We start from the raw sequence: 11,662 nt of genomic DNA on the forward strand, positions 1-11,662 counted from the left end.
ACCGTAACAACTCTGATATTAAGTCGTTTAGCGTCATTTCTCCCGTTTTTCGAGGTTATTCCAGAGATTTTATGTAAGTTTGCCAAAACTAAAACTAAAAATTCTTGAAAATGAAGACAATGAATTACGCAAAGATATGTATGCTGTGTGTATTTGCTCTGCTTCTCACCGCTTGCGGAAAGGATGACGACAGCACAAGCAACATGAATGCCAAGCTGTGTCGTACGTGGGTCGAGGAATATACGGAAGATGACGTAACCTATACGCATCAGCTCATCTTTACACAGAACGGCAACTCCGGTCAGGAACTGAAAAAGAAATACGATCATACCTCAAGTACGGCCAATACGGAGACACGAGACTTTACCTGGAAATGGGAAGACGGCACAATGGAATGTTTAGTGCTGAGTTACGGAGCGGGAGATGTGAAGTATCTGGAGAATGTGTGGATACGCGAACACTATCTCAGTGGAAAGCTCGATGGGGTACTGATTATGATGACAGATGCCAATTACGTAAAATAATACGATATGAAAACAGCTATTCAATATGCGAAAATGTGCATTTTGTGCCTATCACTTGCATTGACGTCATGTGCACAAGATGATGAAACGATTTTTGATTCTGTAACGGGGTATACGTGGGTAGGGGACCTCGGATTTACAGACGAGTTTGGAGAGCCTCTGGAGAGCGGACTTTATTTTGACTACAGTGGCTTTGGCACAGACGATCAGTGCTATTACGATGATCCGAGCGGCATTATTGTCTGTTCGTTGCCTTTCCGATGGAAAATAGAAGACGGAATATTGTCTTTGGATTACGGCAATCAGTATCCTCTGCTGGAAATACGTGATGTCTATGTGACATGGGAAAAGATTACCGGTACCTTGTACGTAGACGGTTATGTAGAAAGAGGTGTTACCCTATATAAATACTGATTGCATAAGGGGGATGGTAATACTTACCATTCAGCAGATACATTTTAGGCACGGATTACACGAATAAGCGCAGAGGAAAAATCTGCCAGTCTTCGTATAATTCGTGCCTAACTGTTTAAAAGCAGTGCAACAGGCTCTGCACTCGCAGTGCAATAGTTAGTGCACTCACTGTGCAATACCTACTGCACTCATAGTGCAACAGTTACTGCACTCGTTCCAGCCAGTTACTTTTTTAGGAACAGCTTCTTGAAGTCGGCCGGGTAGGGAGTTTCGAACTCCATTTCCTCGCCTGTAACAGGATGATAGAAACAAAGCTTGAATGCGTGCAGAGCCAATCGCCCGATAGGATTCAAATCTTCCAGACCATACCGTCCGTCACCGACAATGGGATGTCCGAGGTCCTGCATGTGGACACGGATCTGATTCTTTCGTCCGGTCTCCAAGTTCAATTCGAGCAACGAAAAATTATTGGCCCGCTTAATCGTGCGATAATGGGTAATGGCTTCCTGTCCGCCGTCGTCCGTCGGACTTGAGTAAACGTACAGCTTCCGGTCTGTCAACCACGAACGTACCGTTCCGGCATTCTGCTCCATATCGCCGGCCACTACAGCTACGTAGCGACGGTCGAATACAATCTTGTGCCAGTTGTCGCGCAGTGTGTGCTGCGTCTTCTCATCCTTGGCAAACATCATCAGGCCCGAAGTGTCACGGTCCAGCCGATGCACAATGTATACCCGATTTTGTCTGCCCGAGCGCTTCACGTATTCGTTCAATATGGTATAAGCCGTCCGTTCCTTCTGACGTTCGGTGTTGACCGAGAGCAATCCCTGCATCTTTTCAATAACGATCAGATAAGCATCCTCGTATACGATTTTCACCAGCTTGTTGTGGAATTCTTTTTTCCCTTTATCGCGGCTGATCTGAACCTTCATGCCCGGCTTCAGCGGGAAATTGTACTGGGTTGTAATGACACTGTCCACATACACCACCCGCTTGCTTAACAGCGTTTTCAGTTTGGTCCGGCTGGCCTGAGGCATTTTGGCTGCCAGAAATTCCATCAGTTCGGCAGGTTCGTTCACCCGATAGTCGGTATATTGCGTACGGGCTCTGGCTACTAATTTTTCTTTTGTCACGGCTGATTGACTTTTTTAGGTTTATTGAAAAGAAATTTCTCACTTTCTGCGCTCCAGCAGTACCACATTCTCTACATGATGCGTATGCGGGAACATATCTACCGGCTGAATGGCTTTCACTTCGTAATCAACGTCGAGCAATTGCAGGTCGCGTGCCTGTGTCGCCGGGTTGCAGCTGACGTAGACAATGCGCTCGGGCTTGGCAAACAGGATAACGTTGATAACATCCGGATGCATACCTGCGCGGGGTGGGTCGGTGATGATGACGTCGGGACGTCCGTACTGATTGATAAAGTCCTGGGTCAGCATGTCCTTCATATCACCTGCGAAGAACAGTGTATTATCGATTCCGTTGATTTCGGAATTGGTCTTGGCATCCTCGATAGCTTCGGGCACGTATTCAATACCAATCACCTGACGGGCCTGGCGTGAAACGAAGTTGGCAATGGTACCGGTACCGGTATAAAGGTCGTATACGAGTTCGTTGCCCGTCAGCTGGGCGAAGTCGCGGGCTACCTTATACAAGTTGTAGGCCTGTTCGGAATTGGTCTGGTAGAACGATTTCGGTCCGACCTTGAAACGCAGACCTTCCATCTCTTCGTAAATATGGTCGTTGCCTTTGAACGTGTACACGTCGAGGTCGGTAATGGTATCGTTGCACTTATTATTAATAATGTATAGCAACGACGTTATTTCGGGGAACGTGTCGGCTATGTATTGCAGCAGCTGTCTGAAACGTTCCATTTCTTCCTCCTGCTCAATCTTGCATACCACGATTACCATCAGTTCGCCGGTGGTAGACGTACGTATAATCAGGTTGCGCAACATGCCTTCGTGCGTACGCAGGTTGATAAAAGAATAGTTATGTTCGTAGGCATAATCGCGTATCGCATTGCGGATGCGGTTGGATATATCGTCCTGCAACCAGCACTTTTCAATGGCCAGCACCTTGTCGAAAGCATTGGGGATATGGAATCCGACCGCATTCATCTGTTCGTAGACAACATTCTGCTGCACTTCTTCCGAAGTAAGCCACCGTTTGTTGGAGAACGTATATTCCAGCTTGTTTCGATAGAACATTGTTTTCTCGGAACCCAATATAGGGGATACTTCCGGCAACTTGATTTTACCGATCCGTGTCAGGTTGTCGGTCACCTGTTTCTGCTTATACTTGATCTGTTCGGAATAGGGAAGTATCTGCCACTTGCAACCGCCGCATACGCCATAATGCTGGCAGAACGGGACTGCCCTGACCGGCGAATAAACATGGAACTTTACCGCCTCGGCTTCTGCATAATGATGCTTCTTACGTTTAATCTGCAGGTCTACAACGTCGCCAGGCACTACATAAGGAACAAAAACAACCAGGTCGTCGACTCTTGCAATGGCTTTTCCTTCGGCAGCCACATCTGTAATTTCTACCTTTTCCAATAAAGGCAGTTCTTTTCTCTTTCTTGCCACTTTTACTCCATTCTAATAAATTCGTCGACAAAAATAGATATTTTTTCTGGAATAATCTCTATGAACTGAAATATTAAATATTGCAATGTCGAAATTGCATTTTGATAGAAGTTTTTTGTAGAAAAAGTTTTCTAATATGTAAAATATCCTTAGATTTGCGAACAGAAAATGATAAGAACACAATCAAAAACTTTAAATTTTTTATTATGGACAAAAAAAGAGTTTATACCTTTGGTAATGGTCAGGCAGAAGGAAAAGCCGACATGCGTAACCTTTTGGGTGGCAAAGGCGCCAATCTTGCCGAAATGAATTTAATAGGCGTTCCGGTTCCTCCCGGTTTCACAATCACAACAGAAGTTTGTACCGAATACTATGAGATGGGCCAGGAAAAGATTGTAGCTTTGCTGAAAGACGAAGTGGAAAAGGCCATTGTACATGTAGAAACTTTAATGCGTTCCAAATTTGGTGATGTAGAAAATCCGTTGTTGGTTTCCGTACGTTCGGGTGCACGTGCTTCAATGCCCGGTATGATGGATACTATTCTGAACCTGGGATTGAACGACGAGGTTGTTGAAGGACTGACTCGCAAGACTGGAAATGCCCGTTTTGCATGGGACTCATACCGTCGTTTTGTTCAGATGTATGGTGACGTTGTACTCGGTATGAAACCGACTAACAAAGATGATATCGACCCATTCGAAGCCATCATTGAAGACGTAAAACATGCGAAGGGTGTAAGACTGGACAATGAACTGGAAGTTGAAGACCTGAAAGAACTGGTAAAAAGATTCAAGGTTGCCGTAAAAGAACGTACCGGAAAAGACTTCCCGACTTGTGCTTACGAACAGCTTTGGGGAGCCATTTGCGCCGTATTCAATTCCTGGATGAACGAACGCGCCATCCTGTACCGTAAGATGGAAGGAATACCCGACGAGTGGGGTACAGCTGTTAGCGTACAGGCCATGGTATTCGGAAATATGGGCGACACATCAGCAACAGGTGTTTGCTTCAGCCGTGATGCCGCTACAGGAGAAGACCTGTTCAACGGTGAATATCTGATTAACGCACAGGGTGAAGACGTTGTTGCCGGTATCCGTACTCCGCAACAGATCACTAAGATCGGTTCGCAACGTTGGGCCGAACTGGCAGGTATCAGCGAAGAAGAACGTGCTTCCAAATATCCTTCTATGGAAGAAGCAATGCCCGAAATCTACAAAGAACTGGATGCGCTGCAAACAAAACTGGAAAATCACTATCGCGACATGCAGGATATGGAATTCACAGTTCAGGAAGGTAAATTGTGGTTCCTCCAGACACGTAACGGAAAACGTACCGGTGCAGCAATGGTTAAGATTGCCATGGACTTGCTCCGTCAGGGAATGATTGACGAAAAAACTGCACTGATGCGTTGCGAGCCTAACAAGCTGGATGAATTGCTTCACCCGATATTCGATAAGACTGCCTTGAAGCAAGCCAAAGTGCTGACTCGCGGTCTGCCGGCATCTCCGGGTGCAGCTTGCGGACAAATCGTATTCTTTGCTGATGATGCAGCCGAATGGCGTGCTGCCGGCAAGCGTGTTGTGATGGTACGTATCGAAACTTCTCCTGAAGATTTGGCTGGTATGGCAGTTGCCGAAGGTATCCTGACTGCACGTGGTGGTATGACTTCACACGCAGCCGTTGTAGCTCGTGGTATGGGTAAGTGCTGTGTATCAGGTGCAGGTGCTCTGAACATCGACTACAAAGCCCGTACAGTAGAAGTAGACGGTATTGTTCTGAAAGAAGGTGACTTTATCTCTCTGAACGGTAGTACAGGTGAAGTATATAAAGGCCAGGTTGAAACCAAGGCTGCAGAACTTTCGGGAGACTTTGCCGAACTGATGCAACTGGCCGACAAATATGCCAAACTGAAAGTACGCACCAATGCTGATACTCCGCACGATGCAACCGTAGCCCGCAACTTCGGTGCTGTAGGTATTGGACTTTGCCGTACAGAACATATGTTCTTCGAAGGCGAGAAGATTAAGGCTATGCGTGAAATGATTCTGTCTGAAGACGCTGAAGGACGCCGCAAAGCACTGCAAAAGATTTTACCGTACCAGCAAGCCGACTTCAAGGGTATCTTCAAGGCAATGGCAGGCTATCCTGTAACAGTTCGTCTGCTCGATCCACCTTTGCACGAATTCGTTCCCCACGATTTGAAGGGACAACAAGATATGGCCGATGCTATGGGTGTAAGTCTGCAATACATCCAACAGCGTGTAGAAGCTCTGTGCGAGCACAACCCGATGCTGGGTCACCGTGGTTGCCGTTTGGGTAACACTTATCCGGAAATCACACAGATGCAGACACGTGCTATTCTGGGTGCCGCACTTGAACTGAAGAAAGAAGGCGTAGAAACTCATCCTGAAATCATGGTGCCGCTTACCGGTATCTTGTACGAATTCCAAGAACAGGAAAAAGTAATCCGTTCGGAAGCAGCCAAGCTGTTTGAAGAAATGGGCGACAGCATCGAGTTCAAGGTTGGTACAATGATCGAGGTTCCGCGTGCTGCTTTAACAGCCAACCGCATCGCATCATCAGCCGAGTTCTTCTCATTCGGAACAAACGACTTGACTCAGATGACATTCGGTTACTCACGCGACGATATCGCTTCCTTCCTACCGGTTTACCTGGAGAAGAAGATTCTGAAAGTAGACCCGTTCCAGGTTCTCGACCAAAACGGTGTTGGTCAGCTTATCCAGATGGCTACAGAAAAAGGCCGTGTAGTTCGTCCCGACCTGAAGTGCGGTATTTGCGGTGAACATGGTGGTGAGCCTTCATCTGTTAAGTTCTGCCACAAAGTTGGTTTGAATTATGTAAGCTGCTCTCCGTTCCGTGTGCCTATTGCACGTCTGGCTGCGGCACAAGCTGCAATCATGCACACTGACAAGTAATCATTGCTTACTGTAGGCTTAAACCAAATAGCTAAGTTTTTGATTATCAGTACACATATTATGTGGCGCAGGCTGCAATAGAGCATTCGCAAGAATAGCGACTTTATAAAATTAAAACTTGATATCAGGCTGTAATTCACTGCTTTTAGTGGTAATTACAGCCTGAGTTGCGTTTAGGCGGTTCGTACATTTGACCGCATAAAATGAGCCAAATGAACGTATTTGCTTACACTCTGCTTACACCAAATCCCTGTATTGTTTACACCTGCTTACACCAACTTAAAAGGCTATAGCAGCTATAAAATTAAAGTACATATGACAACATTAAAAGTAATGGTGAGAAAGCCAAGAATTGATGGTCTCTATTCCGTGTACATACGGATAGTACACAATCGTAAACCTGGATATATCAAGACCGATAAAATTGTGGACAAGAATCATATTACGAGCAATGGGGAATTGATTGATCCAGTAGTAAATGAATACTGTTCAATGCTCATAAGGCAATATACAGATAGACTAAATCGAATAAATACATCTTTATGGGATGTTAAGGAAGTCATTGATTATTTGCTTAAAACAGCAGAAGAAGTTTGTTTCAGTGAATATGCCAGAACCTTTGTTAGTTGCATGGAAAAAGAAGGCTTTGAAAGAAATGCAAGAAATTATCAACTTGCCGTAAACCATTTGGAACGTTATTTAGGAACAACTCGTATAATGTTCAGCCATCTAACTACAGCAGTTTTGAAAAAATGGATAGAAAATTTGTCTCATACAAAACGAGCAAAAGAAATGTATCCAACTTGTATTCGCCAAATTTTCAAAAAGGCCATTATAGAGTACAATGACGAAGAAAGAGAAATTAAACGTATAAAATTCAATCCGTGGGAGAAAATTACTATTCCAAAATCAGACAACGGTGTACAACGTGCCATCAGTGCCGAAGCCTGCCGTGAGTTTTTCAACCGGCCACTACCGGAAACGAAGATGATTTCTTCCCTACCGGAACTTGCCCGTGATGTGTCGCTTCTCTCCCTTTGCCTTGGTGGCATCAACACGGTTGACTTGTACGAACTCAAAAAGGAGAATTATAAGGATGGTATTATCGGTTACAAACGGGCAAAGACCCGCCACAGCCGCAGGGACGAAGCGTATATTGAAATGCGTGTCGAGCCGTTCATCCAGTCCACATTTGACAAATACCTCTCCCATGATGAGAACGAGGAATACCTGTTCAATTTTCACAAAAGGTACAGTAATTCAGACAGTTTCAATGCAAACGTAAACAACGGAATCCGAAAGATCTGTGCGGATATGGGAATGAAGAAAGAGGACTACTACTGCTACTATACGTTCCGTCATACATGGGCGACCATTGCACAGAATGACTGTGATGCCAACCTTTATGAAGTGGCATTCGGCATGAACCACAGCCACGGACTGAATGTAACGAGAGGGTATGTGAAAATAGATTTTACTCCAGCTTGGGAACTTAATGCAAAAGTAATAGACTTCATCTTTTTCAGCAGTAAGAAAAGTAAGCAAGGCAAAGCCCGTGATATAGAAGAACCGGCAGACAAGATGTTCCGCATATCCAAGAAAATGATGATTTATGGCCGCGCCTATTTTAAGGGTGATGTCGTCAGTGAACTTACTGATATAGGGTTCAGCAATGTGGATCAAGTCATAAGTAAATTGGCAGCAAAACTTCCGAGTGATATTCCAACGGGATGTACAGTACAATTCCGTCTCATGAATTGTGATTCCAAAAAGGAGGTCGTATATGAACGTAGCAAAGGCAAGGGGTTTTAGCAGGCAGTCAGCCAAAGAATTATCAACGTAAAGGGAAGAACTTACCCACCGTTCACAGAGCCGTATCGGTCATACCCGGCAGGTACGGCTTTATCTTTCCCTACCGGTTGAAAATCCTACCCGTCATAATCAGCGTGAAAGCCCGTGTCAGACCTTTGCCCAGCAGGACAAAGAAGTTCCTCACAAACCACCACAGCAGCCTGAATGTATTTCGGACAAGCCATCTCGCCAGCCTGAACAGCAGTATTACTATCACTACTATCGGAAACAGGTATATCAGCAACAACAATTCAAACATACAAGGTTACTTTTTTAATGAAACTTGATATTCTAAAATCCCGGTTCTATAGTATAAAGGTACTGAAAAATAGTCATATATCAAAGCATCATCACCTTTATATTCAGTAAATTACAAAGAAAAATATAAGAAAATGGGTAACCGAACAAACCGAAATATTCGGATATGGGAAACTGTGGGACTATCATAAGAACAACCCATTTATCAAAGTCCGTAAGTCATTTCAAAACACATTTTTCAGTAAACAGTCCATTGCCTGATACTGATACCGAACTCTTCATTTCCCCTGATGTCCTGATTACTCAAACTCCCGAAAACAGCTTCAACATACCGCCAAACTTGAAACATCCGCTCATTTCAACTTCTATTCTCACATCACTTGATGCCCTAATATTATGGCTGTACGTATCCGTCTGTATTACTTATCCGACTATTCAAATTCTCACAAATCAGGTGAGTGAACTTTCATTATATCACAGATATTTTTTTCGGACTATCTCGAAATGAAGTATTCTTATTATCAATGACCGGGTTATCCGTCATATCGGATTATCCGTGTTCCGGGACTTCCGGGTGGAAACCTACAATTCTGTTGTGCATTTCTCCGCAAGGCGTTTTATTCGGTAATTTTGGTGCAAGAATGAACCCCGGAGGACATCGAACTGCGTTGCAGGATTTGTCAGGCAAGTTGTACCTTTGTGGCCACAAAACTCCGTTTAGCTTCCACAAAGGTAACTTGCCGACTGCTGCGCATCGGAGCGGCAATGCCGCTGTTTCGCCCTGCGAAAGAAGTTCCGGGAAACCCGAAAACAAGTTATCATCGTATGAAGAAGCAAATGACCAAGTACATCAAGGTACGAATGACATTGGAAGAAGTGGAACTGTTTAAGAAAGAGGCTTCTTCTTCCGTCTATAAAACAGTGAGCAGTTATGTGCGCAAGGCACTTGAAGAATACACCCGTGTCGATGTGAGACAGAAACTCAAACTCATCCAGGCACTCGGTGAGTTCTACCGGAAGTACCATAACGAGCTTTCCCATATAGGCGGCAACCTGAACCAGTCGGTCAAGAGAGCCAACGAACTTTCGGTTGCCGGGTTGCTGCCACCGGAATATCTCCGTGAGGTGCTGATGCCGGTTATCCGTGAGACACAGGACACCCTGAACGAAATAAAAAGGGAACTGGAAGAAGTCACCAAAAAGGCCGTCAAGCTCTGAATATCCCGAACTCCCAATCAATCCAACCCAAATGATAGCAACCATATTACCCGGAAGCCCGAACTTCCACGCAGTCGGTTACAATGAGCGGAAAGTCGCGAAAGGTGTAGCCCGTTTACTCGAAATCCAGAATTTCGGGGCACTCGGAACATTTGGTAGACCCACCCCCGATGAACTGGTCAAGTATCTCCGGGAATATACCTCCCGGAACAGCCGGATACAGAAGGCGCAGTTCCATGTGGCCATATCCTGCAAGGGACACGAGAAGTCGGAAACCGAGCTGCTGGAGTTCGCCCACCAATATCTCCGGGAAATGGGCTATGCGGAACCCGGACAGCCGCTGCTTGTCTATTCCCACTATGACACCGACAACACCCACCTGCACATCGTCACCTCTCGCATCGCACCCAACGGCAGGAAGATTGTACACGACCACGAGCGCAGACGCTCGCAGGAAGCCATTGACAAGATATTGGGAACCAACAGGAAACAGAAGACAGACAAGGATATGGAGACTGCCAGACAGTACACTTTCTCCTCCTTTGCCCAGTACAAGGCGGTGATGACCTCCATGGGCTACGAGGTCTATCAGAAAGACGGAACCGTATTCATCAAGCACGGCGGAAAGGTGCAACACAAGCTTCCCCTCTCCGACATAGAGGCGTTGTATAAAAGAGGCCATACGGACAGGGCACGATGTCGGCAATTAAGAAGCATCCTCAAAAAATACCGGGACGTGAGTACCAATAAGGAAGAGCTGCAAAAGGAACTGAAAGGCAAGTTCGGCATTGACATCGTGTTCTTCGGCAAGAAAGACGCGCCTTACGGTTACATGGTAGTGGACCACCATAACAAGACCGTCATCCACGGTGCAAGGGTGCTGGCCGTGGACGAGCTGCTGGACTTCGCCACCCCCGAACAGCGGTTTGACCGCATCGAGGACTACATAGACCGCCTGCTCACGCTCAACCCCAAGATAACCCAGGGCGAGATTTACGGCAAGATACGCAGGCAGCACGCCTACATCAAGAAAGGTGTCATCTATTTTAACGGGCAGTCACGTCCTCTGAAACCGTTCATGGCGGAAGCCATCGACCGCAACAACCGTATCGAACGGGTTGAAAAATTCAAACCGGCCACCGAAGCCGAACGGGACATGCTCTGCAGGATATTCAAGGTGAACCGCCCCGACCTTGTTACCCTCACTCCCGAACGTACCCGGTCCCACACGGATGCCGTCAACCGGCTGAGAGAGATTTTCAGTGACGATACCACCGGTTCCGTCAAGGGAAAGCTCTTCGAGGAAGGCTTCACCATACGGGAGGACGGGAACGGCACTTATGCCGTCAACTTCAAGGAACACATAATCATTAATCTGACAGAAGAAGGCTTCAATCTTGAACGGTTGAAAAGGAAATCGCATAAGTCACAAACCGACAGACAATCCGTCCACAAAAACATCGGACATAAAACAGGCGGACATATCCGGCTGCGTGATGCAGGAGGAGGTAGCCAGAGCGAGAAACGTGAATGGGAAGTCGGCCAGAAAGGTAATTATGACGACATCGACGACGGACGCACATTAAAGCGATAACAGAACGATATATGATAATACTAAAAGGTTACGGTACAAAGTCCCTGACAGACTTCCTGCCGTAACCTTTTCGGTCAGCATGAACCCTGATTTCCCGAATTTCATAATTCCGGACACCTTAGTCTGAACTACCCGGAGCATATAAGTGTTGCGCATTTCGTTTTTCAGGTTGTGCGGATGATAATTTTGGAGCATAACCAATTATCGCACGGACATGATACAGACACCGGTCATCGTAACATTCGCCAACCAGAAAGGAGGCGTCGGCAAGAC

Annotated in this window: 9 protein-coding genes; 6 read left to right on the top strand and 3 right to left on the bottom strand. The window is 45.9% G+C overall.

Annotated elements, in window-relative coordinates; genetic code table 11:
• Positions 1 to 110 precede the first annotated feature (110 nt).
• Together QVP67_RS02775 and QVP67_RS02780 are read left to right on the top strand one after the other, a co-directional pair.
• Positions 111 to 524 (top strand): hypothetical protein, encoded by a 414-nt coding sequence (locus QVP67_RS02775; RefSeq protein WP_022162029.1) that lies wholly within the window; start codon positions 111 to 113, stop codon positions 522 to 524.
• Positions 525 to 530: 6 nt separating this feature from the next.
• Complete coding sequence (locus tag QVP67_RS02780) at positions 531 to 938, top strand: hypothetical protein (RefSeq protein ID WP_022162030.1); 408 nt, start codon at positions 531 to 533, stop codon at positions 936 to 938.
• 224 nt (positions 939 to 1,162) lie between these two features.
• Here the strand turns inward: QVP67_RS02780 and QVP67_RS02785 are convergent, their stop codons facing one another.
• Both QVP67_RS02785 and rlmD read right to left on the bottom strand, forming a co-directional pair.
• Complete coding sequence (locus tag QVP67_RS02785) at positions 1,163 to 2,071, bottom strand: RluA family pseudouridine synthase (RefSeq protein WP_022162031.1); 909 nt, start codon at positions 2,069 to 2,071, stop codon at positions 1,163 to 1,165.
• Positions 2,072 to 2,110: 39 nt separating this feature from the next.
• Positions 2,111 to 3,532 carry a 23S rRNA (uracil(1939)-C(5))-methyltransferase RlmD gene (gene rlmD / locus QVP67_RS02790; protein ID WP_022162032.1) on the bottom strand — a complete coding sequence of 474 codons (1,422 nt, stop codon included), beginning with the start codon at positions 3,530 to 3,532 and terminating at the stop codon, positions 2,111 to 2,113.
• A 206-nt stretch (positions 3,533 to 3,738) separates the two neighbouring features.
• On the opposite strand from rlmD, the gene ppdK reads away from it, so the two are divergent.
• Both ppdK and QVP67_RS02800 read left to right on the top strand, forming a co-directional pair.
• Positions 3,739 to 6,468, top strand: a complete 2,730-nt coding sequence (gene ppdK, locus QVP67_RS02795; RefSeq protein ID WP_288179834.1) for a pyruvate, phosphate dikinase — start codon at positions 3,739 to 3,741, stop codon at positions 6,466 to 6,468.
• 315 nt (positions 6,469 to 6,783) lie between these two features.
• Positions 6,784 to 8,280 (top strand): tyrosine-type recombinase/integrase, encoded by a 1,497-nt coding sequence (locus QVP67_RS02800; RefSeq protein ID WP_022162034.1) that lies wholly within the window; start codon positions 6,784 to 6,786, stop codon positions 8,278 to 8,280.
• A gap of 100 nt (positions 8,281 to 8,380) precedes the next feature.
• On the opposite strand, the gene QVP67_RS02805 is transcribed toward QVP67_RS02800, so the two are convergent.
• Entirely contained in the window at positions 8,381 to 8,578 is a 198-nt protein-coding gene (locus QVP67_RS02805) for a hypothetical protein (protein ID WP_022162035.1), read from the bottom strand.
• 824 nt (positions 8,579 to 9,402) lie between these two features.
• On the opposite strand from QVP67_RS02805, the gene QVP67_RS02810 reads away from it, so the two are divergent.
• A complete protein-coding gene (locus QVP67_RS02810) occupies positions 9,403 to 9,795 on the top strand; it encodes a plasmid mobilization protein (RefSeq protein WP_075318831.1) in 393 nt (130 codons plus the stop codon).
• A gap of 31 nt (positions 9,796 to 9,826) precedes the next feature.
• The gene (locus tag QVP67_RS02815; protein WP_022162038.1) at positions 9,827 to 11,389 is read left to right on the top strand and encodes a relaxase/mobilization nuclease domain-containing protein; all 1,563 of its coding nucleotides are present in this window, start codon (positions 9,827 to 9,829) and stop codon (positions 11,387 to 11,389) included.
• The last annotated feature ends 273 nt before the right edge of the window (positions 11,390 to 11,662 follow it).

Source organism: Bacteroides sp. CAG:633 (assembly GCF_000435115.1).
Classification (GTDB): Bacteria; Bacteroidota; Bacteroidia; order Bacteroidales; family Bacteroidaceae; genus Bacteroides; species Bacteroides ndongoniae.

What these genes read in the sequence shown, in the direction of transcription:
- QVP67_RS02775 (WP_022162029.1), top strand. Translation starts at nt 111, where the DNA reads ATGAAGACAATGAATTACGCAAAGATATGTATGCTGTGTGTATTTGCT.
- QVP67_RS02780 (WP_022162030.1), top strand. Translation starts at nt 531, where the DNA reads ATGAAAACAGCTATTCAATATGCGAAAATGTGCATTTTGTGCCTATCA.
- ppdK (WP_288179834.1), top strand. Translation starts at nt 3,739, where the DNA reads ATGGACAAAAAAAGAGTTTATACCTTTGGTAATGGTCAGGCAGAAGGA.
- QVP67_RS02800 (WP_022162034.1), top strand. Translation starts at nt 6,784, where the DNA reads ATGACAACATTAAAAGTAATGGTGAGAAAGCCAAGAATTGATGGTCTC.
- QVP67_RS02805 (WP_022162035.1), bottom strand. Translation starts at nt 8,578, where the DNA reads ATGTTTGAATTGTTGTTGCTGATATACCTGTTTCCGATAGTAGTGATA.
- QVP67_RS02810 (WP_075318831.1), top strand. Translation starts at nt 9,403, where the DNA reads ATGAAGAAGCAAATGACCAAGTACATCAAGGTACGAATGACATTGGAA.
- QVP67_RS02815 (WP_022162038.1), top strand. Translation starts at nt 9,827, where the DNA reads ATGATAGCAACCATATTACCCGGAAGCCCGAACTTCCACGCAGTCGGT.